Genomic DNA, 24,113 nt, shown 5'->3' on the forward strand with positions numbered 1-24,113 from the left:
TATTTCCCCGGAAATAAAGACTTTCAGGCTAGACAACTTCCTGTAAAATATTTTAAAAAATATTTCACAAGATCTGAACTTTTTGCGAAGATGAACCGTTATAGGTATCGAGAAGATGTTTAATATGGTATAGATATATAAGTAAATGACAAATGAGATTCAATTTGGGATAAAGGACCTGATGTGATGGCATATTTTCGATACGTAGGCCTCATGCTACTTACGCTGCTCGTCCTAGGACTAACAGGGTTCGTGAGCAACGTAGAGGCAGCTTATGCGGTGTCTTCGGATCCCATGAGGGTGAAGCAAACCTATCTGGATATGATTCGCGTTGACCAAGCATGGGCGGCGGCAGGAGATGCTCGTACGCCGATTGTAGTCGCCGTAGTCGATACAGGGGTTGACCTTGGGCATCCAGATTTAATTGGCAATTTAGTGGATGGTGTGAACTTATTACAGGCTTCGAAGAAGCCTTTTGATGATAATGGACACGGAACGAACGTAGCTGGCTTAATTGCCGCTGCAATTAATAACGATAAAGGGATTGCGGGTATCGCCCCGAATGCCAAAATTATGCCAATTAAGGCGCTAGAAGCTGATGGGACGGGCGGCGAAGCCAAGCTGGGTGAAGGCATTAAATATGCAGTCGATCACGGGGCAAAAATTGTTGTCCTTTCCTTAGGTTTGAACAAATACTCGGATTACCTCGCAGGCGTTGTCCAATACGCTGAGGATCATAACGTGTTACTTGTCGCCGCTGTTGGGAATGAAAGCACAAGCGTGAAATACCCCGCGGCGTATCCAACAGTGCTTTCCGTTGGCGGCGTAAGCCCCAATAAACAAGCTGATCCACGCTCAAATTACGGCCCGGAGCTAGATGTCATGGCGCCTTGGGATGTGTATACGACAGCTCTTGGCGGGGGTTATCAGTATCAGGATGGCAGCTCGATGGCAGCGCCTCAAGTGGCAGCCGCGGCAGCGCTGGTCTGGGGCAAATACCCGGCGATGACAGCTTATCAGGTGCGATCACAGATTGAACAAACAGCACAGGACTTGATGACCAAAGGGTGGGACGCCAAGACGGGTTACGGCTTATTGAACATTGAGAAGGCGCTGACGGATGCTTATAAGCAAGATCGCTTCGAGCCGAATGATCTAGCGGGTGAGGCTGCTTCGCTGCCTAATCATACGATGGTCAAAGCGAATCTCAGCTCGGGGCAGGATCAGGACTGGTATGCGATTGATGCTGCGTACGACGGGTATATTCAAATAGGTGTGCAGCCGGAAGACGGCTCAGGTATCCGCGTGAATTTTGACTCCGGACAAAGCTTTGTGGCAGGCAATGGAGCTGATGGCAATCAGCTGTTCACGGTGGCCGTGACCAAAGGACGCACCTATGTGCAGCTAGAAAATGTGGATCGTACACGTAAAACCGCGCTGAATTATTCGTTGCGAACGGATTATGTGATTTATACGGATCCTTTTGAAGATAATGATAAGCAGTACAAAGCTTTTACGTTGCCAGAGCGCAGTCAAACCCTGAAAGGTACTTTTCATGAAAAAGGAGATGTGGATTGGTTTGCGCTGACGCTTGAACACTCCGGTACGATGCGTCTCCGGCTATCCACCGATACGGGGCGGATAGATCCTATGCTTCTTTTCCAGAAAGAAGGGGAGAAGGGGGCGACGATTGATCAGGCTGGCGATGGTGGCATAGAGGTCAGTTCACTGATGGAAGTGCTTCCTGGACAATATTATATTCGCGTTAGCAATGTGAAAGATTATGCGGGGCCGATTACAGGGGAATATACGTTAGAGATCGAGTATTTGCCTAAATTGATTGACCCGAACGAGCCTAATGACAGATCGTATCAAGCTACGTTTGCTGCGATGAATGCAGGGTATGAAGGTCTTTTTAATCGAAATGAAGACGTCGATTGGTTCGAATTCCGATTGACTTCAGATAGCTTGGCCCAAGTGAGATTAACGAATATTCCTACCTCACGGACGTTATATGCGACTTTATATAATAGTTCCTTACAGGAGCAAGGTACCTATCGCAGCGAATCCGGTTCGAGTCAGCTCAATTTCGAGAAACCGTTGCCCGAAGGGACGTATTATATTAAGCTTCAGGCTAATCAGTGGTTCATGAGTCAGATGTATCGCTTGCAGTTAAATAGTTATGGGCTTGTCAGTGGGTACGTCGATATTGCTGGACATTGGGCACAAGATGCGATTACTCAGCTTACCCAGCAAGGCATGATTAGTGGCTATGGGAACTATCGTTTTGCTCCAAATCAGTCCATTACTAGAGCAGAAGCGGCTACCGTGCTGTCGCGTGCTTTGCATTTGACGAAACGCAAGGATTTACGGTTTAGTGATCTAGCAGCTTCACATTGGGCTTATGCAGACATCGCCAAAACCGTTCAGGCGTCAATCGTAGATGGTTACCCGGATGGTACCTTTGACCCTGACGGCAAGCTGACTCGCATGGAGATGACACAAATGCTTGCGCGCAGTATGAATATGACAGGGAAGTTGAGAGGCAATACACCTTTTAGCGATGTGAGTGAATCTTACTGGGGTGTGGGCATTCTCAAACAGATGGCAGCCGATGGTTGGGTCAGCGGATTTCCAGATGGCACCTTCCATCCAGATGATCAAGCAACACGGGCTGAATTTGTGACATTGCTGGCCAGAGTCGTAAATCGGTAAAATGGAAGAGGAGTGACCTATGGGCGAGACGGACAAATGGAGTGAAGTGGCGCAATACGCGTCGTATATGAACATGGCTAGTATAGCCGTCTATATTCTTTGCATCGGTTTAGCCTGGTGGTCGCTGCAAGCGTTCCGCTTTGATGTGTTGCTGCGAAGGCCCAAAGGCGCGCAAGCTATCATGCTGCAGATTTTACTTTCGATCGGACTCGGGCAGCTGGTTGCAAGTTTTTTCATTCAGTATTTAGGTCTCTCGATGAGCTTCAGTAAGATGTTTTAATGCGATTTTCCGAATAATGCAGAAGTTTGTTGTCAACAATGGATAATAGAACGGAATGAAAATCACAAAAGGCTTCGAACTCTATGTAGGGCATCTCTGACTGCCAAAAGAACACAGTTGTATCTATGCTGCTCCAAATGATAAACTTAGGAAATGTGCGAAACCTGTCTTTTAAAATAAGTGCGCGGAGGGACCATGATGAGCAAAATTATCGTCCGCGGTGGCCGAAAGCTAGCTGGCAATGTAAAAATCAACGGAGCAAAGAATGCGGTACTGCCGATTATTGCGGCTTCCATTTTGGGGTCGGAAGGTGAAAGCGTCATCCATGATGCGCCTCCCCTTGACGATGTACTAGTCATTAATAAAGTATTACAAAGCTTAGGAATTGAAGTCGAATACAACCGTCAGGTGATTCGGGTAAGAGCTGGGCAGATTAATACCTGTGAAGCTTCCTATGATCTAGTCCGTAAAATGAGAGCCTCTTTCCTCGTTATGGGTCCTTTGTTAGCTAGGTTAGGTCAAGCGAGAATTTCGCTTCCAGGCGGTTGTGCGATTGGCACAAGACCGATTGACCAGCATCTCAAAGGCTTTGAAGCGATGGGTGCCGATATTGAACTGGGTCAAGGCTATATCGAAGCGAAAGTGAAAGGGCGCCTGAAGGGTGCCAAAATTTATTTGGATGTCGCCAGCGTTGGCGCAACCGAGAACATTATGATGGCCGCAACGCTTGCGGAAGGTACGACAACGATTGAAAATGCGGCGAAAGAGCCGGAAATCGTTGATTTGGCCAATTATCTGAATGCAATGGGCGCTGTGATCCGCGGTGCGGGAACGGGTGTTATCCGCATTGAGGGTGTAGAGAAGCTTCGCGGCGTCGTACATACGGTGATCCCAGATCGCGTAGAAGCCGGAACGTACATGATTGCTGCTGCGATTACGGGCAGTGAACTGTATATGGAGGGCGCGATTGGCGACCACCTTCGTCCTGTCATTTCCAAGTTGCAGGAAATGGGTGTGTCGGTCGAAGAAGACGAGAACGGCATTCGCGTTCGTGCTACAGGTCCGCTTCGTGCGGTTGACGTGAAAACGTTGCCGTATCCGGGCTTCCCAACCGATATGCAGTCGCAAATGATGGCGCTGTTGATGGTGGCCGACGGAACTAGTCTTGTCACGGAGACCGTGTTCGAGAACCGGTTCATGCACGTGGATGAATTCGCGAATATGAACGCCAATATTAAAGTAGATGGACGGACAGCTATCGTCAGTGGTAACTCCAAGCTGCGCGGTGCAAAGGTGTGTGCAACAGACCTGCGTGCGGGTGCGGCACTTATTCTCGCGGCATTAGCAGCTGAGGGTGAAACGGAGATTACGGGTGTTCACCACATTGATCGTGGGTATGTCGACATCACGGATGTTTTGCGTGAGCTAGGTGCCGATATTTATCGCTCGGTTCCACAAGAAATCGAGCAAGAAGTAGCGGAGCTTGGATTCTTCAATATCCAGCCAACGCTAGCGTAAGACAAGAAGAACCATCAGGGAACGAACCTGGTGGTTCTTTTTATTTGAGGGGCTATTATACTACGGAGGTCTGTGTCTTACTCTCTCTCACGCGAACTCTCACTTTTACTTCTACAAGGACTCTACTGTTACATTTGCGCGTCCCCTAATACGTCCTATTTCTGACACATCTACTAGTCCTATTCCTACTCTTACTGTTACTTCTACTTCTATTCCTATTCCTACTCCTACTCCTACTCCTACTCCTACTCCTACTCCTACTCACGCCCTAGCTACTCTTTCTACTTCTACTCTCTTTTCCCGCCTCCACCAACCTGCAACTCCCTCCATATTTAACTGTAAAAAGTACAGTTAATTTAATCAGTTTCCTTGCACTAGATCAACTAACTGGATTTCCTGTAGCTAATTTGACGAAACTTTGCTGAGATGACTGATTTCAATGATTTTAACTGTAGATATTCCAGCTAATCGACTAAATCAGGCATTTCACGAGAAAATAAATGAAGGTTTTCCAGTTAAACCGCAACCGGTAGGGAGCCTCGACGGTCTAGAAACAGGCGAACTAATAGACCAAGATTACGTTTATCTCTCAGCTAACTCTCAGCCTCGTTCAAGTTCTATTCTAGCAACGTCTCTCATAAGCTAAGACATACCAAAATTGCTGCTAGTAAACGCGCTTATGGAGGCTGCTCAGACATATGTTCAAAAAGAAACGCGTGCTCAGAAAAGGAGTCATCCTGTGGATGGCTGTTTGCTTATCTTCTATGTTGTGTGTCACTATCATCGTACCTGGATTGCTAGTCAAGAAGATTCCGAATGGTGATGTTTGGCCCCCTGCCCCTATCGAAGGCGCAGCAACGCAAGAGACAAATGCTGAACAAGGGTTGATGATTCCTGTGTATTTGACGAAACAGGCAACCGTGCAAACCGTTCCACTAGAGCAATATGTAAGAGGGGTGCTAGCTGCCGAAATGCCAGTTGATTTCGAGCTAGAGGCACTCAAGGCGCAAGCGATGGCAGCGAGAACCTACGTCGTGCGTAGAGTCATAGAGAAGGATTATAGCAATATGCCAGTCAATAACGCATTGGTAACAGATACGATAGCCCACCAGGCCTATCTGACCGATCAAGAGCTTCGAGAGAAGTGGGACAAGTCTAAGTATGAAGCGAATATAGCCAAAATCGATAGAGCCGTCAGTGAAACGAAGGGTAAAATACTTACCTATGGTCACGAACCGATCAATGCGACTTTTTTCTCAACAAGTAATGGCTATACCGAGAATTCGGAGGAGTATTGGCCCTTCAAAAGCCCTTATTTACGCAGTGTGCCTAGTCCATGGGATATTAAGCTTTCCTCTCGCTATCAAGAGAGTGTTACGATCAGCTATAAGACGATGCTTCAGAAGTTGGGTGTGCCTAGTATCTCGACAACAGATACGAGTGCGAAAGGTATGAAGGTACTCTCGTGGTCTACTGGACATCGCATAAAAAGTATGACAATAGGAGGCAAGGTTTTCACAGGACGAGAGGTAAGAGAGAAGCTTGGCCTAGCATCCTCTCAATTCGCTTGGAAATGGGCGGGCTCTCAAATTACCATTACCACTTACGGTTACGGCCACGGGGTTGGTCTCAGTCAGTGGGGGGCCAACGGCATGGCGAAGGAAGGGAAGACCGCGGAGGAGATCGTAACCTACTATTACACGGGCATCTCTATCGAAAATGCGGCCTCCATTCTCAATAAATCTTAAACTTTTATCGTTTCTATAAAAATATCTTTCTGCAAGTATAAAACCTTGGAATGTGTCAAGAATGGTTGATGAGGTGATAACCATGAGTGATAATAACAAAGGTTTTCAGAAAGAAGAAGCTCCTAAAACTGTTCAAGGAGCACAAGGTCCAACATCTGCATGGAAGAGGTTGCTTGCTAAGAAATGGGTATTCCCAGCGACGTATGTGGCAGCAGCAGCAATTATCTTAACCTTAATGTGGGTGTACCAGGGAGCAGGAACGAAAACAGTCAGCCAAGATGAACTGGGTATTGAGGTTAGCAGCAATGAACAAACCGATAATCCGAAAGCACCACATGATGGGGCAGTAGCGGTTAACGGAACTACTGAAGCGATGCAATGGCCTGTGAAAGACAGAGCAGCTGTCGAAGTAGCGATTCCTTACTACGATACGAATGCATCCAATGATGTGAAAGCAGCGGCTATGATCGAATACCTTGATCAACTTACACCGCACACGGCAATTGATTTGAAAGCCAAAGATGGCGCAGCATTTGATGTTCTAGCGGCACTTGGCGGTAAAGTTACGGCAGTAGAGCAAAGCCCTGTTGTGGGCAAGCTGGTTGAGATTACACATAGCAACGGCTTGATCAGTATTTACCAAAGCTTATCTGATGTGAAGGTAACTAAGGGTGCAGAAGTGAAGAAAGGCGATATCATCGCCAAAGCTGGCAGCAACGATTTCGAGAAGGAAGATGGCGTTCACTTACACTTTGAAGTACGTCAAGTTAGCGACAATGCAGCCGTTAACCCAGAAAACCTCTTGAACGCGAAGCAGTAAGCCGAACTTCGAGCAAGTCGATACATAGGCTAAGGCCTACATAGTGAAAGGCAGCGGGGGATACTCCTGCTGCTTTTTCATATTTTTCTTGAATATTTGACCTGTTTGGGCACCTAAAGCGGATCTTCTTTCATTATTTTGAAAATAAATATGGGAAATGAGCTTGTCAGGCTTGGTTACGTAGAATATCTAGTCATGCCCCTCATATACTTTACCAAACTATCTCGAGTAGGGAGGCGAGGGGAGTGCACGATTACATCAAAGAGCGAACCATTAAGATTGGTACCTGTATCGTCGAGACCAAGAATACGGTTCGCACCATTGCTAAGGAATTCGGCGTTTCCAAAAGCACGGTGCATAAGGATTTGACGGAAAGATTACCGGAAATCAACCCAGACCTGGCTAATCAGGTGAAGCACATTTTGGAGTATCACAAGTCCATCCGGCACCTTAGGGGAGGAGAAGCGACGAAAATTAAGTATCGTAAGACCCGTAATCCTAAGCATTCCGAAATCCTTGTTACGGTTAAGTCCTAAGGTACCCTTCATCCCGAGATGTTTCCTAAGTTTCCTTTAACTGGACGTGTCGAAATTTCACGGAAAAAGAGGAAAACATGCATTTATAGCGAATTTAGCTTATAATTAGAACTGTATATCAGAGCGCCGATTCTTCACGGGATGGACGGTAGGTTTAGGGAGGATTAATTAGAAATGTTCAGCAAGGATATTGGAATAGATCTCGGCACGGCAAATGTGCTTATTCATGTAAAAGGTCGCGGAGTTGTGCTTGATGAGCCATCCGTAGTTGCGATTGAAAGCGATACGAAACGCGTGTTGGCTGTAGGAGAAGAAGCCTTCCGCATGGTAGGTAGAACACCTGGTAACATTATTGCGATTCGTCCTCTTAAGGACGGTGTTATCGCGGATTTTGATATTACGGAAATGATGTTGAAGCACTTCATTGCAAAAATTGGGGGCAAGAATTGGTATTCTCACCCGAGAATACTGATCTGCGCCCCTACCAACATTACCTCAGTTGAGCAGAAAGCGATTCGCGAAGCAGCTGAACGCAGCGGTGCCCGAGAGGTATTCATGGAAGAAGAACCGAAGGCAGCAGCAATAGGCGCCGGCATGGACATCTTCCAGCCTAGCGGTAACATGGTTGTAGATATTGGCGGAGGGACGACAGATGTTGCCGTGTTATCCATGGGCGACATCGTCACCTCCTCTTCCATCAAGATCGCCGGTGACAAGTTCGATACAGCGATCATGAAGTATATCAAAAATAAGTACAAGCTGTTGATCGGTGAACGGACAAGCGAAGACATTAAGTTGAAAATCGGAACGGTATATCCACATGGGCGAGATCAAGAGATGGATATTCGCGGAAGAGATATGGTTTCTGGACTTCCATTGACGATTACGATCCACTCCAGCGAGGTACAGGAAGCACTATGGGATCCGGTTTCCTCGATCGTCACAGCGGCGAAGAGCGTTCTTGAGCGGACACCACCAGAGTTATCGGCAGATATTATTGACCGTGGCGTTATTCTGACAGGCGGCGGCGCATTGTTGCATGGACTTGATCAATTGCTTGCAGATGAGTTGAAAGTTCCTGTACTTATCGCAGAAGATCCAATGTCTTGTGTTGTTAAAGGCACAGGGATCATGCTGGATAATTTAGATAAAGTAACCAAACGCAAATTTTAATTAGATACACTATCTAAGAGGTGACTAGATGTTAAGAGGACTGTATACCGCGGCGGCAGGGATGATTTCTGAGCAACGCAGACACGATACCATAACGAATAACATTGCCAACTTGAACTCCCCAGGCTTTAAGCAGGGAAATGCTTTGTCGCGTTCGTTTCCAGAAATGCTTATCGCTACGATTCGCGGTGGACAAGGTGCCTCTCCAGCGCCGCTTGGGAAGATGAGCTTAGGTGTATTCTCCGAGGAGAGTATCTCCGTTCATACGCAAGGTGATCTGCAGGAAACCCAGAATCCCTTCGACTTTGCGCTTGTATCCAACATTCAAGTGCCTGGCATAACGTTCGATGCTACAGGGAAGTACGTGAATGAGGATGGGGAGCGCACGTTTCAACCCCAGGCTTTATTTACGGTGCTGAACCCGAATGGTGAGCAGCGATACTCGTTGAACGGGAAGTTCACGGTTGATGCAGCGGGCCAACTTGTTAATGCCAATGGTGAACAAGTGCTAGGTCGAGATGGACAACCCTTGGTCTTGTTGGATGGAGCCGGGCAACCGATTTCCAATTTCAAAGTGACGGGTAAGGGTGAATTCATGGACAGCGACGGTCGTCCGATTCTGGATGCCGGGGGTGCGCCGATTGGCTTGATGCTTTCTCGTGCAGAGAATCCGAATCTCTTGCTCCGCGAGGGGAACGGGTTGTTGCGTATTAATCCGGGGGATGAAGCGACGATCACGCAAGTAGCGCCTGGCGACCAAGTTGAAGTGCGTCAAGGCTATATCGAGCGTTCGAACGTGGATTCCGCGCAATCAATGGTGGATATGATGTCGGCTCTCCGCGCCTATGAAGCGAATCAGAAGGTTATCCAGTCGTATGACAAAAGTATGGACAAAGCAGCAAATGAAGTAGGACGCGTCTAAATCTAGCTTGCGAAGGAGCCAGCCATGAACAATTCCATGATCAACTCATCGGTATCCATGCACAGCTTACAGCAAAAGCTGGATATTCTCTCCAATAACATAGCAAATGTGAATACCAATGGTTTCAAGAAGAAAGAAGCCTCCTTCGAGGACGTGTTGACGAACGTTCAAACACAACCCGAAGGGTTCCGCCAGCAAGGACGCTTCTCACCACTCGGTTTCAACCAAGGTTGGGGATCGAGGCTCGTGCAAATTCAGACGAATTTGGCACAAGGACCGATCCAGCCGACGGGCAATACAACGGACTTCGCCATTCAAGGCGATGGTTTGTTTGAAGTTGCTGTGAGCAAAGTGGACGAGAACGGCAATCAAGTGTTTCAGCCCGCTTGGACACGTAACGGGGCATTCAGCTTAACGCCGAATGGGCAAGGCGGAACGGTTCTTACGACCAAAGAGGGCCATTATGTCGCAGATATCGATGGAAGCCCGATTAGTGTACCATCAGGCATACGACCAGTCGTTGAGAAAGATGGTACTATCCAAGGCTACAATGAACAGGATCCAGCAGCAGCACCCGTGACATTAGGTCAAATCAAGCTTGTTCGTGTCGTGCGGCCGCAACTTCTTCAAGATGTGGGAGATAATTTATACACGCTTCCAGCGGGGATTACTGAGGCCGAGAAAGCGAATATCTTGCAAGATCTAAATGCTGTGGCTGCCACACAGGCAACTCGGGTTAGCTTAATGCAGGGCTTTCTAGAACAATCGAATGTGACACTCTCGGATGAAATGACGGACCTGGTTATTGTACAACGAGCGTTACAGCTGAATTCCCGGGCTATCACATCCTCCGATCAGATGATGAACATGGCTAACAATTTACGTGCTTGATCGTAGAAAGGAAGGGATAGGCTCGATGACAGATAAGCCTGCTCCAGTTAAGAAGAAGCCAAGGCCTAGATGGCAGAAGATCCTATGGCTTATTTTCAAAATTGTACGTATTCCCGTGCTGGCTCTTCTAGCTATCTATATTGGTTTATGGGTGGGCTACACGAAGCTGGGAAATCAACCTTCATCAGAAATCTTACATATTAGCACATGGCGGCATTTATACGATCTCGTTTTTGCAAATTAATTGAACTCCCGCATGGGAGTTTTATTTTACCTATAGCATGTTTAAGTTTCACTTCATAAGAGAGCAAAATGTCTGGATAAACCCCTCCGTCCGAGAAAGACGGTTTAGTGGTTTATTTTGTGTGCGGGCAGCGGTATAATGAAGAAAGACTTTATCTACCAAATATTGAAATTTCGGATCGGATACTTAGGCGCAGGAGGAGTACCTTGAATATACCGAACATGCTCACGATTAGCAGGTTTGTACTAATCCCCGTGTATCTCGTGCTTTTTTTCAATGGCCATATCCGAACCTCCTTCATCATTCTGCTTGTAGCTGGACTGACGGATATCCTGGATGGCTACATCGCCAGAACGCGCAAGCTGATCACCCCTATGGGTGTTATGCTAGACCCGCTTGCAGATAAGTGCATGATGATTGCGGTTATCCTCTCTCTCCTCATTTCAGAGATGATTCCTTGGCAGGCAGCAGTGGCTATGTTTATCCGTGACGCAGGCATGATTCTTGGCTCCGCCTTCTTTCATTTTAGAGGCAAACTGACCGTTCCAGCGAACGTTATGGGGAAGCTAACGACGGTACTCTACTATTTCGCCATCCTCTTTATTGTGTTTGAATTCACCTTCGCCATCACGTATTTATGGTATGTCATAGGGGTCTCCTTCTTAACATCATTTATTTACATTTTCCAGTTCCTTCTACTAAATCGAGGGGCACGAGCGAAATAATGATACAAATAAACGAAAAAGAGCCTATGTAGGGGTCTGTCATACAGACCGTTACATAAGCTCCCCTTATATGAACCTTCACTTCTGCAGGATATGAAGGGACCTCCATATTGTAAGTAATTCCCTTGTATTTTATACAAGTATTCGAAAGGAGCACGAACGCACGATGCTAGATATTAATCAAATTCAAGAGATCATTCCTCACCGCCCGCCTTTTCTGCTGGTTGACCGTATTTTGGAAGTAGAAGAAGGGGTTAGAGCTGTTGGTATCAAAAATGTTACGATCAATGAACCTTTCTTCGCAGGACACTTTCCTGGTTATCCGGTGATGCCGGGGGTTTTGATTGTTGAAGCCCTAGCACAAGTTGGTGCTGTAGCTGTATTGTCCATGCCTGAATACAAAGGCAAAATCGGCCTATTCGCAGGCGCAGACGGGATTCGCTGGCGTCAACAGGTTGTGCCAGGCGATACACTTACGTTAGAAATGACCATCACACGAGTAAAAGGAACCATTGTCAAAGGTCAAGCTGTGGCTAAAGTTGGCGACAAAGTGGTAGTCGAAGGTGAGCTTATGTTCGCCCTTGCTAATAAATAGCCTATACATACAAAGGAGATGAACCTACGACGATGACGCGTGTACAAACAGAGTATCAATTATGGCTCCAAGATCCAGCTGTCGATGAGCAAACGAAGGAAGAACTTCAAGCAATTCGGGAGGATGAGAGAGAAATCGAGGATCGCTTTTATAAAGATCTTGAATTTGGTACAGGCGGTCTCCGTGGGGTCATTGGCGCGGGTACGAATCGTATCAATGTGTACACGGTGGGCCGCGCTAGCCAAGGCTTGGCGCAATATGTGAACGGTACAGGCGCGGCTAATCCCGCCATCGTTCTAGCCTATGACTCCCGGCATATGTCACCTGAGTTCGCACTGGAATCCGCGCTTGTTTTTGCAGGTAACGGGATCAAAGCATATCTGTTCCAGACGCTGCACGCGACACCTCAGCTTTCTTTTGCCGTCAGATACTTAGGTGCGACAGCGGGTGTTGTTGTCACAGCGAGTCACAATCCGCCAGAATATAATGGATATAAAGTGTACGGCGCAGACGGCGGGCAGTTGGTGCCTGAGTTTGCTGAGCAAGTAATTGCTCACGTACAAAGCATTGATACCTTTGATAAAGTGAAGAAGCTGTCTCAGCAAGAAGCGGAAGCGCAAGGGCTTCTCGCATGGTTAGGCGAAGATGTGGATCAGGCTTACATACAGGCCGTTACGGCCGTTAGTCAAAATCCAGACGTCATTAAGGAAATCAGCGATGATTTCCGTGTGATTTTCACGCCGCTGCATGGCGCAGGGAATATACCGGTACGCGAGGTTCTGAAGGCTGTGGGCTTCGAACAAGTGCGTGTTGTTGCTGAGCAAGAACTACCGGATGCACAGTTCTCCACCGTCAAATCACCGAACCCGGAAGAGCGCGAAGCGTTCACGCTAGCGATTGTACAAGCGAAGGAATGGGATGCCGATATCATCATCGGGACCGATCCGGATGCTGACCGCATGGGCGCTGTTGTGAAGGATACGAACGGTGATTATGTCGTGTTGACAGGTAATCAATCCGGTGCAATTATTGTGAACTATTTATTGGGAAGCATGAAAGAGCGTGGAACACTTCCTGCGAACGGCGTTGTGATTAAAACGATCGTAACCAGCGAGATGGGCGCCGTGATTGCGAACCATTATGGCATTCCAACACTGAATACATTAACGGGCTTTAAGTATATCGGTGAAAAAATGTCGCAATTCGAACAAACGGGCGAGCATACGTACCTGTTTGGCTATGAGGAGAGCTACGGCTACCTAGCTGGCAGCTATGCAAGGGACAAGGATGCGGTTATCGCAGCCATGTTAATCGCGGAAGCTGCGGCTTATTATAAGAAGCAAGGCAAAACCCTATATGAGGTTCTCCAGGAGCTATACGAATCCTTTGGTTTCTTTTTGGAAAAACTGGAATCAAGAACACTCAAAGGGAAAGACGGCGTAGAACAAATTGGCCGCATGATGGAAGCTTGGAGAACGAATCCACCGGCTGAGATCAGTGGCACACGCGTAAGCTCCGTTGAGGACTACGCACAAGGGATTCAGGGCTTACCTCGCGAGAACGTACTCAAGTTCAAGCTAGAAGACGGTTCATGGTTCTGTTTGCGTCCTTCTGGTACAGAGCCGAAGATTAAATTCTATTTCGCAGTTCAAGGGGCAACAGGGCCTGAGGCTGCACAGCAATTAGATGGTATCATTCAATACGTACTTAATCGTGTAGACGGATAGTGCAATAGGTGTACAAAACCTCTTCAGAACCTAAGTGAGGGATAGCTCGTCTAATACATGGCTGGATGTGAATCTACCATGTATTGGGCGTAATCCCCGCGTTTGGGGGCGGAGAGGTTTTCGAATGTATAAGGGATGGGAAAGCAACTAAAAAAGTACATGCTCTAAGGAGTGGACGAACTGGTGAATTTGTATCAAACCTGGAATAACCCGTTAAGAAATATTTTGTGGTGGATCGTGATTTTAGGGATGCTGTGCTCCCTGCCGCTCGCCTACACACGTCACCAAACCGAAACGTCGGCGAACAAAGTTGAATTCGTTTTTGACTATCGCGACCTATTGGATATTGCTGATGTGCAAACCAATCCACAGAACTTTGTGAACAATGAGTTGAAGAACATGAAAGCCGCGGGCATAAGCTCTATGGCTGTTTACGAAAGTACGTTAGGCGAGTTCAAGGAGAGCCGTCGCATTGAGATGTACAGCTCGCGTGATGCGGCTATGCTGACTCAGACACTGGGTGATCCTAGCGAGAACTATACGTATGTGCTGTTCGCGGATAGCCAAGTACAACAGAAGCTAGAGCCGCTTATCCAGAAAACGTTCGCCGATCTGAAGGTAGGTGTGAAGCCGTGGAGCTTCAAGAACCGTAATGGTCTCATCATTCAGATGAGCATGGATGATGCCTCTATTAAAGCGATGGATCCAGACCCGATTACGCTGCAAATGCTGAAAGAGCAAGGCTTCCAAATCGTCGTGCGGTTAGCGAATCGCAGAGGGTTCAACACGAATGAGATGGATGTCATGCTGAAGAATTTCCATGATCTTGGTGTGAAGCGAATCATCGTGGATGGGAATGAAGTCCCTGGATACACCGAAGAGAATACGGAAGTAAATCTGAATAAAATGGCGGATTTACTCAATAAGAACGGCATCGGACTGGCAGCAATTGAGTTGTTGAAGGAGCCGCAAAAAGGCTTCAGTACGTTAGCCAAACAAACGAATTACAACGTTGTGCGTCTGCACTCCTTTACGGAGAAGGATGGCGAGAAACTGACAGAGCCGCTGAAGAAGGCCGAACTTGCAGATCGTGTACAAGGTGTGTCAGATCGACTTGTATTGGCTGTGAAGGATCGTAATATCCGCATGGTGTTCCTGAATGCCAAACCGGTGAAAAGCTTAGATAAAGGCAAGGTTGTTGACCCGCTTTCGTCCTATTATGCCGCGTTGCAGGGTAAAGACGGTGCGATTCCTCGTATCCAAGACGTAGGCTTTACGTTAGGGCAAGCTGAGGCATTTGATGTACATACAACAGGTTGGCAGAAGATTGCTCGCTTTTTCTTGCTGTTAGGCGGACTAAGCTTGATTGTATGGATGATTTCATTCTTTTTGCCTGAATTGACGATTGTTTTCTTTGTTATTGGTTTGCTTGGTTTAGTGGCTTTACATACGCTTTCGGCGAATTTGTACGCGCAAGGACTTGCGTTAGCCACAGCCATTAGTGCGCCTAGCGTTGCGGTCATGCTGGCCATCCGATCTGTGCGATCTGGTGTTGCAGCCAAGTGGAAATCAGGACTGGCATTCGGTTTATGGCAGCTGCTTCGAACATCACTAGTTTCATGCTTAGGTATCGTTTATGTCGTAGCGCTGCTCAATCATGTCACGTATTCCTTGGTGTTGCAGCAGTTTAGAGGTGTTGGGATGCTGCATTTGCTTCCAATTGCCATAGTTGGTCTGTATCTCTTATTCTTTAGTGAGAATAATACGTATAAGGATAAGATCGTGAATATTCGCCGATTGCTTTCTTCCTATATAAGTGTGCTGTGGATTGTTATTGCAGGCGTAGGGCTTGCTGCTGTCTTCTATTACTTGTCTCGTACGGGGAATGAAGGACAAGCTTCTTCTATTGAGAAGTTATTCCGTTCTTTCTTGGAAAATACATTAGGCGTACGCCCGCGGACGAAAGAATTCCTAGTGGCACATCCGATCTTCTTACTGGGTGCTTACTTGTCCGTTCGTTACCGTCATGCGGTGTACTTGCTGTTCATCGGTGTCGTTGGTCAACTTTCCTTAGTGGATACGTTTGCTCACCTGCACACGCCGCTGCACATTTCCTTGATCCGTATCTTTTACGGACTTGTGCTAGGTGCAATAATCGGGTTAGTTCTCATTGCAGCTTGGGAAATACTCACAAGGAGTTGGAAGCGATGGGTACAGCCCCAATTGTCAAAATAGCGTTATCCGGCTACTACGGTTTCGATAATAGCGGGGATGAGGCTGTGTTGCAGTCGATATTGTTCGCTTTACAGGAGCAAGGTCAGGCGCAGGGCATTCAGATTGAACCTATCGTGCTTTCAGCTAATCCAGCGAAAACCACAGAGATGTACGGGGTGAAAGCTTATCATCGGATGAAGCCAGGCTCGCTGTTGCGGGCTTTGCGCGAATCGGATGGTCTGATCAGCGGTGGAGGCAGCTTATTGCAAGATGCCACCAGCTCGAAGACGATCCCTTATTACTTGGCTGTGTTGAAAATAGCCCAATGGCTCGGGAAGCCTACGTTTATTTATTCGCAAGGCATTGGGCCGGTGAGCCGGCCGATGTTCTTTGGCTGGATCCGCAGCGTGTTCAAGCGCTGCGCGTTAGTGACGGTCCGCGATACGGAGTCCGCGGACTTGTTGGGTAAGATGCGCCTCCCGCGGGAGCGCATCACGGTCGTGCCCGACCCGGTGATGGGCTTGCCCCTACGGGATAGTGGGGGTGGCGTGCCGGATGGTAGCACGCCTCGTGCAAGTGCGGTGCGGACGATCGGCGTGTCCGTTCGCTTCTGGAACGAGGACCGCTCCGAGCTGGAAGCTCTCGCGCGGTCGTTGCAAGAATTGCTCGCAGCCCGCACGGATGTGCAGCTGCGGTTCTTGCCCTTCCACCTCCCCTCGGATGAGGTGGCGTCGCAGTTCGTGATCGACCGCTTAGGCGATCACGGCGGTCGCGCGGAGATGGTGCGTGGCATCACGCATCCGCAGGATATGCTTGCGCAGGTCGCGGCGTGCGACCTGCTGATCGGGATGAGGCTGCATTCTTTGATTTATGCAGCCTCGCAGTTCGTGCCTATGGTGGGGATCTCGTACGATCCGAAGATCGACCAGTTCCTCCATAGGCTTGGTATGAAAGCAGCCGCATCGACAGCTCGCTTCGATGCGCAGCGGTTTACGGAGGAGGCGCTGGGCCTCCTCGATGCTCGCGAGCAGTGGGCGGCGTCGAGCCGCGCCGCCATCGAGCAGCTGAAAGCGCAAGCGCAGCTGCCCGCGCAGCGGATTATTTCCTTTTACAAAAGGAAATAGCCTACTGTTACCCCGAATAAGTGGCAACGTTAGCATATTTTGAATATCGCGAACTAGCAACCAAATAGCAACCTATAACGTCAATAATAAGGAAGAGATAAAATGAGCTCTACTTCTGTTACCAATCAGCCAGCAGCACTGGCGTCATTACAAGCCATTCCTAAGGTGCGAATATACGGTGTGCCTATCTCCAAAATGAGCATGAAACAAACCGTCGAGTACTTAACGAAGGTCATCGAATTAAAACAGCCGCATCAAGTCATCACCGCGAATCCGATTATGGTTATGGCAGCGCAGGATGATCCTTCTTATCTGAAGATGATGCAGCGCGCAGAGTTGATCGTTCCGGATGGAACAGGTGTTGTTTGGGCCGCTAATCACGTAGGTCAACCTGTTGCGGAAAGAGTGCCTGGCTATGACCTGATTCATGAACTTATGAAAGTTGGGGAAAAGAAGGAATGGAAGGTTTACCTTCTAGGTGCTTCTAATGAAGTTATACAAGCCGCGGCTGAGAAAATTCGTACGACCTATCCAAAGGTGAACCTTGTCGGAGTAAGGGATGGCTATTTCGGCGATGCAGAGGACGCGCAAGTGATCCAAGCCATTAAAGATGCTGAACCAGACCTGCTTCTGGTAGGTAGAGCTGCGGCTAATCAAGAGCCTTGGATCGGGAAATACAAAGAACAACTGGGTGTGTCTGTGATGATGGGAGTCGGCGGAAGTTTCGATGTGCTTTCGGGCAAGCTAAAACGAGCACCCGTATTTTTTCAAAAATTACGTCTGGAATGGTTTTACCGCCTCCTTCAGGAGCCGTGGAGATATAAAAGAATGCTTCTACTCCCGAAATTCGCAGTGAAAGTGATGCGCGACAAAGATAAAGTCACCAAATCATGAAAAAATCTATGAAAATTGGCTGAAAACGGTCATTTCAGATGAATTTAGCAGTAGTATTTGTGACGGAATGGGAGTATAATTCATTTCGGCGGATGACCTGCCACCCATGATAAGAGGAGCTGTGAAGAAGACATGTATGGATTATATGCGATAGGGTTTATTGCTGCGTGCGTTATGGCGTTGTTGCTGACACCCCTGGTCAAAAAATTTGCCTTCTGGGTAGGAGCTGTTGATGCCCCCAACCATCGGAAGGTTCATACGCGAATTATGCCGCGTCTAGGAGGATTAGCGATTTTCCTTGCGTTCGTCGGAGCTTATTTCGTCGTCTCTCCAGCACTTGATGCCGTGAACTCAGATGCTGCTTTTGGACTTCTGCTCGGAGGCTTTGTGATTGTTGTCACAGGAGCCCTAGATGATCGCTTTCAATTATCTCCAAAATGGAAACTGTTAGGACAGCTTATCGCTGCCTGTATCGTAGTCTCCTTTGGACTCAAAATAGACTTGGTTAATATTCCGTTTGGCGAAACGAACCTGCCGATTGGCTGGTTGAGTATCCCGATTACGATATTGTGGATTGTTGGTGTATCCAATGCAATTAACTTGATTGACGGTCTGGATGGCTTGTCAGCAGGTGTATCAGGTATCGCAACTACAACAATTCTCATTCTTGCCCTAATGATGGGTAATGTCACTGTTATTTTGCTTTGTGTGATCTTGCTAGGAAGTATTTCAGGCTTCATGTTCTTTAACTTTCATCCGGCCAAAATCTTCATGGGCGACTCCGGCGCCTTGTTCCTGGGCTTCGCCCTTGCAACGCTGTCGATCCTCGGCTTTAAGCAAGCGGCCGTCGTTTCACTATTAATTCCGATTATGATTCTAGGTGTGCCCTTATCTGATACTTTCTTCGCGATGTTACGTCGTTATGTGAATAAACTGCCGATCTCGGCACCGGACAAAAGCCACTTGCATCACTGCTTATTGCAAATGGGCTTCAGCCATCGTACAAGCGTCCTGATCATCTATGGAATTGCTGCTATTTTCGGTGGTAGCGCGGTTGTATGCTCGGTATTTATTTCCCAAGATTCTACATGGGGACTTATCATGATAATTGTTGCGCTGTTCCTGGTTATGCTTGTTGGGGCAGAAGCCATCGGTATTATTAGCAAAAGCCGCAAGCCTGTGATCAACTTCCTGCAAAGACTAGTAGGTAAGCAAGTACAGAGCGATCGCGTAGGTAAATAAAAGTTCATCTGTTTCATAGAAACACATCTAACCCAGCCCCCGCGGCTGGGTTTTTCTTGCTTTTAAAGGAAACCGATTCTTTCTCTAAACATTCCTCAGCAATCTACCGATAAGTAATGTACAGTAACTTTTGGCGGTGAGCCGCGTCTAATCTTGTAGAGTGTTAGAAGAATATGGGAGGGATTGTCGAAAGTCAGTAGTACATAGAGAAATACAGATCAACCCACTTGATAATAACAACATTTAGATAATAGAAGGAGGAACTTGTTTTGAAGAAAATACACACCAAATGGGCAAGCATCGTTCTGATCATGACCCTAATGATCAGTTTAATGCCTGTTATGACTGCCAACGCTGCGTCAACACTTGTGATTAAGAATTTGTATACAGGAACAGATAACGGAGGGACATCCGCCGCGAAACCAACTGATAACAACCTCGTCACTCGGATTACGCAACTACCGTTCACATTAAATGTAGAAACGACGAATGTTACGGATTCACAGATTCCGTCCATTTACTTCGAAATTACGAATATGAACTCGGGTGCTGTTATAACGGAGAAGAATAATAAAGCTCAAATTACGGGCACGAATTTAGTGAAGTTTGATAATATCCAGTTAACCGAGGGTCTGAATAAAGTTGTTGTTTACTTAGGGGAGTCTAACGCAATTGCATCAGCACCAGGATGGCTATATTACGCTCCAACTACGAACTTATCTGATATTACGGTAAATAACGCTCAACTAGAAGACGGAAAAATCTATCCGGTTGACCGTGGTCCTTTGAAAGCAGGAACGACCGGGATTCAAATTAAAACGAAGGCATCTAACGCAAGCGCGGTTCAAGCTACGCTGACAGGCGATAATCTGCCTAAACAAGGCTTCAAAAGTAATGACGGTTATTTCTATTTCACTGGGGACGATAAGAACAAATCATCCTCAATCTGTGCTTCTGTTACCAGCTTCTGTTTAAACCCGGGGGATAATATTATTAGCTTTACGGCAAGTAACGATACGAATAAATATCAAGCGGTCAAAAAGCTGTGGTACGATAATGGACAGCCGTTTGCTTTTAACGGGAAAATTTACGACTCTACTGATGCGGCAACAACAAAAGATTTGATCACAGTACCAACTTTCCAAACAAGTGCATTGACATTTACGGCAAGTGTGAAGAGTGATCTTGAAGCATCGGGATCTTTACGTTATCGCTATGTGGATGTTGCAGTAAACGACGCTTCAGTTGCCACAATTGATTTAGGTGGGGTTGATCTAGGTCCGACGACTGTAGCAAATGCCACCTACTCAGCTTATACTTCGAGTTCGCTCTCTCGCAATCAAGAATATCTAGTGAAGAATTTACAGATTGAGATTCCAACAATTACTTCAGTGGCTGCGAATGAGCAACGTCTTACTTTTACATTCAGAGATGTAACGAATAGCATAATTCCAGTAATTTCGGAATATAAATTCAAATATGTAAATCCAGACAAACCTTATATCGATAAATCAACATTAAGTAATGGAACGATTGAAAATGAACTTAATTTGACAGATGCGACACTAGTGAATGAACTCCCTGCTGACATTCATGTGTATGCAAATGACAAAACGCTTGCAGTTAAAGCTAAAATTGATGGCGTATACTATCCGAATAGTAATCCGATAACGGGTACTTGGAACGCAACGACAAAACAATTTAAATATGATCTTAGACTACAAGGCATAACGGATGGTAATAAGAAATTAAGTATAGAACTCTATAGTGATACTAGTGCTACCACACTCTATAGCACAACAGACTATAATTTGAGTATAAGTAATGCTCCTTACGTACTTATTAATAATATCTCTAACAGTATGACCATTAAGAATATCAAAAATCTATCTTGTGGTGCTACAGAAGCTTGCATTTCGGGCAGACTTGTTAATTTCTACCAAGATCCTGTAACGGGCTCAGCTGTACCTGTGAATAAAATAGAAGTATCTATGAACGAGAATTTAGTTACTCTAGATTCAAGAACTGCTGAAGCCATTTTCGGGAAAATTCCAAGCACACCAACTACTCCTGGAACATTGAATGTATTCACATTACCGCTCTCGACCTTTAACTCGGATCTCACGAAAGTAATGGTTGAAGGTAAGAATACGTTGAAATTCAAAATTTACGTTAATAATGTGTTTATTACCGAGCAATCATATGACATATACTTATTCTCAACAGATGCACCACAGTTTACTACGATTAAACCAGTTGAGAGTGGTACAACCTCAGGTGTTCAATTTGTTGCGAATGGCGATGCCGATACGTATACTACTACGCAGCGTACCGTTTCATTTGATGGCTTGTATTCAAGTTTAGATGCCAATGGAGTAGCATCTCCAATTAAAGCCCTAACTCTGGTTGTTCATACGAAAGATGCGAAAGGTGATGCGTTGGTTTATCAGCAAACGATTGGGAGTTCCAGTTCAATTGCTGTCATTGATCAAACGCCAAATTCACAGTCAGTGACTTCAACGGGCAGTAACTATTTCACATCGATTAGTAGCACCAACTTTAAAACAACCGCATTTAAACTACTTGATGACTCCGATATGGTCTTCGAGTTTAGAATTACTAATAATTCCAATATCACAGCAACGAAGTCGATTACAATTACAAGGCAGAACGTACCTTATACGGTTGTACAACCTCTTCTGATTAAGAATCCAAAAGGGGAATTACAATCCAACATTAACAGTGACTTCTATAACATTATTATTGAAGCAGAGAATGCTGACAGCGTGTTATTTGATAAAAATGTAGCCACGAAACGTACGGTGGCCTCTGTTGACCAATATATTTATCAAGTCACTGATTTGAAACCGGGTGCGAACCTTATTAAATTTACCATTAACCGTAATGGCGTCAAAGTAAACGGTAGCTTTATTCTCTATAATACGAATACGAACGTACAAGGTGCGGCAACTCTTCAGAGGACGGAAAGTAAATATAAACTCTTTAATGGCGGATTACAGTTATCGTTCCCAAGAGATACGAAATTAATGAGAAATGTTCCTGACAGTAACAATAATCAGTACATTTCGGCAGATCGCAAGATACTATTTGGTATCGCAGATACGAATGACGGCCGAGTTGATAAAACCTTATATCCTGTAGCCAATGGTTACTTTAAGTCTAAAATCAGTGTCAAAGCGACTGAAGACACATTCCATGCGGCGAGTAACCTATATTACATGGATGCGGGCTTCATTCCAGCTCCAAATTCAACAACAACAACAGCCGATGATCTAACTAAAGGGCTTAATGGGACAGGTGTGGACCCTTACGATACTTCCAATGCAGGCAGAGCGTATTTCAACCGTCTGAATGATGAGATCGTAGTACCTACACAAGATGGCTCATTGACACTTCAGTTTGACCAAGCGATTCGTCAAGATGCAGGGAAGTATATTACGGTATTTTTCTATGATATCTATGCTAACTATGCGAACACGACAGACTATGGTTGGAGGAACCTTGGTGGTGTTGTAGACACGAAATCTAATACGATAACAGTGCCATTCCGCAAGTTTGGATACTATCAAGTTATGTACATGGATCGTAGCTTCGACGATATGACAGGCCACTCATTCGCAAGAAATGAGCTGGAGACGCTATACTCCAAAGGTTTAATGAGAGCGAAAACTACTTTCTCATTTGGCCCGAATGATTACATTACACGCGGCGAGTTTGCTCAAGTATTAGTCAAGATCTTTAAGCTTCCATTGAACTACGCTGGGAACTCGACATTCTCAGATGTTTTGAAAATTGATAATGCCATAGGCATGCTTTACGACTATAAGTATGTCGAGACAGCTGCGAGGGCGGGTATTATCCGTGGTCAGGCGAGCAATCGTTTTAACCCAGGGGGATCTATTACGCGCCAAGATGCTGCTGTAATGATCGCTAGAGCAGCTGAAATGAAAGTTAGCACTGACCTTAGTAAGTCCCTAGCCTCTTTGCAAAAAACGTTCACTGATGGCGATAGAATAGAGTCCTATTCCAGGCCTGCAGTTGAGGCTGTAACTAAAGCGGGACTAATCGAAGGTATTCCGAACACCTTGCTTGCAGGCGAAAAAAAAGAAACAGTACGATTTGACCCAACGGAGCTCCTTACACGCGCACAAGCGTCTATAATCGGATATCGTGTAATGAAGCAGCAGAAGATGGTTCCTTAATAACAAAACCGGGGCCTTTCGAACGTGCTGTACAATAATAAACAATATAAAGAGCCTCAATACCTAGTATTGAGGCTCTTTATATTGTTTATAGGGGTATACTATCTACACAATCAGGGGACTTTCAGGCAATTTTAAGCAATTCAAAGGAAATCAGCACATACTTCTTTTACAAATAGGGCGTAAACTTTAAAATAAACTTGTGAAGTTGATTGTGTTTAAAACCAGTACTTTTTCTTTTGGAAAATACTTAACAATGAATAGTTGTATATAGTGTCGTATACTATATTTGTAGCAGAGGTGATATACACCTTGAGAAACAAAGAATTAAAAATAAAAAATGATGGATTTTAAAATTAATTTTAAAGAACATCGCAACTTTTTAAAACTTCATGCGTTTAATACTTTGAAACAAACAATGAAATAGCATTCTGTTATACATTGCATAATTTATTGAAAAAAGTTCTTTACGATCCAGATTGATCAATGTATAATGTAAATTGGTCTAGGTTCCTATTTATT

General features: G+C 46.0%; 18 protein-coding genes. All 18 read left to right on the forward strand.

The features are described 5' to 3' along the window. The first annotated feature begins 213 nt into the window (after positions 1–213). A complete protein-coding gene (locus tag AC58QG_RS30360) occupies positions 214–2,715 on the forward strand; it encodes a S8 family serine peptidase (RefSeq protein ID WP_497365781.1) in 2,502 nt (833 codons plus the stop codon). 19 nt (positions 2,716–2,734) lie between these two features. Further along, entirely contained in the window at positions 2,735–2,995 is a 261-nt protein-coding gene (locus AC58QG_RS30365; protein ID WP_497365782.1) for a DUF1146 domain-containing protein, read from the forward strand. Positions 2,996–3,193: 198 nt separating this feature from the next. After that, a complete protein-coding gene (murA, locus tag AC58QG_RS30370) occupies positions 3,194–4,513 on the forward strand; it encodes a UDP-N-acetylglucosamine 1-carboxyvinyltransferase (RefSeq protein ID WP_497365875.1) in 1,320 nt (439 codons plus the stop codon). 698 nt (positions 4,514–5,211) lie between these two features. Continuing rightward, entirely contained in the window at positions 5,212–6,261 is a 1,050-nt protein-coding gene (gene spoIID, locus AC58QG_RS30375) for a stage II sporulation protein D (RefSeq protein ID WP_497365783.1), read from the forward strand. Positions 6,262–6,343: 82 nt separating this feature from the next. Next, a complete protein-coding gene (locus tag AC58QG_RS30380; RefSeq protein ID WP_497365784.1) occupies positions 6,344–7,081 on the forward strand; it encodes a peptidoglycan DD-metalloendopeptidase family protein in 738 nt (245 codons plus the stop codon). A gap of 245 nt (positions 7,082–7,326) precedes the next feature. Then, complete coding sequence (spoIIID, locus tag AC58QG_RS30385) at positions 7,327–7,617, forward strand: sporulation transcriptional regulator SpoIIID (RefSeq protein WP_497365785.1); 291 nt, start codon at positions 7,327–7,329, stop codon at positions 7,615–7,617. Positions 7,618–7,791: 174 nt separating this feature from the next. Continuing rightward, positions 7,792–8,790, forward strand: coding sequence for a rod shape-determining protein (locus AC58QG_RS30390; protein ID WP_436233409.1), 999 nt, complete (start codon positions 7,792–7,794; stop codon positions 8,788–8,790). A gap of 28 nt (positions 8,791–8,818) precedes the next feature. Beyond that, complete coding sequence (locus AC58QG_RS30395) at positions 8,819–9,712, forward strand: flagellar hook-basal body protein (protein WP_497365786.1); 894 nt, start codon at positions 8,819–8,821, stop codon at positions 9,710–9,712. A gap of 24 nt (positions 9,713–9,736) precedes the next feature. Continuing rightward, positions 9,737–10,603 carry a flagellar hook-basal body protein gene (locus AC58QG_RS30400; RefSeq protein ID WP_497365787.1) on the forward strand — a complete coding sequence of 289 codons (867 nt, stop codon included), beginning with the start codon at positions 9,737–9,739 and terminating at the stop codon, positions 10,601–10,603. Between the two features lie 25 nt (positions 10,604–10,628). Continuing rightward, positions 10,629–10,847, forward strand: a complete 219-nt coding sequence (locus AC58QG_RS30405) for a DNA-directed RNA polymerase subunit beta (RefSeq protein ID WP_497365788.1) — start codon at positions 10,629–10,631, stop codon at positions 10,845–10,847. A gap of 206 nt (positions 10,848–11,053) precedes the next feature. Next, entirely contained in the window at positions 11,054–11,572 is a 519-nt protein-coding gene (locus AC58QG_RS30410; RefSeq protein ID WP_497365789.1) for a CDP-alcohol phosphatidyltransferase family protein, read from the forward strand. Positions 11,573–11,738: 166 nt separating this feature from the next. Continuing rightward, positions 11,739–12,167, forward strand: coding sequence for a 3-hydroxyacyl-ACP dehydratase FabZ (gene fabZ / locus AC58QG_RS30415; protein ID WP_029195635.1), 429 nt, complete (start codon positions 11,739–11,741; stop codon positions 12,165–12,167). Positions 12,168–12,199: 32 nt separating this feature from the next. Continuing rightward, positions 12,200–13,894, forward strand: a complete 1,695-nt coding sequence (locus AC58QG_RS30420; protein WP_497365790.1) for a phospho-sugar mutase — start codon at positions 12,200–12,202, stop codon at positions 13,892–13,894. 183 nt (positions 13,895–14,077) lie between these two features. Further along, the gene (locus AC58QG_RS30425; RefSeq protein ID WP_497365791.1) at positions 14,078–16,129 is read left to right on the forward strand and encodes a DUF5693 family protein; all 2,052 of its coding nucleotides are present in this window, start codon (positions 14,078–14,080) and stop codon (positions 16,127–16,129) included. Further along, positions 16,102–17,232 carry a polysaccharide pyruvyl transferase CsaB gene (gene csaB, locus AC58QG_RS30430; protein ID WP_497365792.1) on the forward strand — a complete coding sequence of 377 codons (1,131 nt, stop codon included), beginning with the start codon at positions 16,102–16,104 and terminating at the stop codon, positions 17,230–17,232. The genes AC58QG_RS30425 and csaB overlap by 28 nt, the downstream gene beginning before the upstream one ends. Before the next feature lie 102 nt (positions 17,233–17,334). Beyond that, positions 17,335–18,126, forward strand: a complete 792-nt coding sequence (locus tag AC58QG_RS30435) for a WecB/TagA/CpsF family glycosyltransferase (protein WP_497365793.1) — start codon at positions 17,335–17,337, stop codon at positions 18,124–18,126. Between the two features lie 132 nt (positions 18,127–18,258). Next, on the forward strand, positions 18,259–19,368 hold the full coding sequence (locus AC58QG_RS30440) for a glycosyltransferase family 4 protein (protein WP_056611602.1): 1,110 nt from the start codon (positions 18,259–18,261) through the stop codon (positions 19,366–19,368). A gap of 269 nt (positions 19,369–19,637) precedes the next feature. Next, on the forward strand, positions 19,638–23,591 hold the full coding sequence (locus tag AC58QG_RS30445; RefSeq protein ID WP_497365794.1) for an S-layer homology domain-containing protein: 3,954 nt from the start codon (positions 19,638–19,640) through the stop codon (positions 23,589–23,591). Positions 23,592–24,113: the final 522 nt, after the last annotated feature.

Source organism: Paenibacillus sp. J22P169, assembly GCF_059691995.1.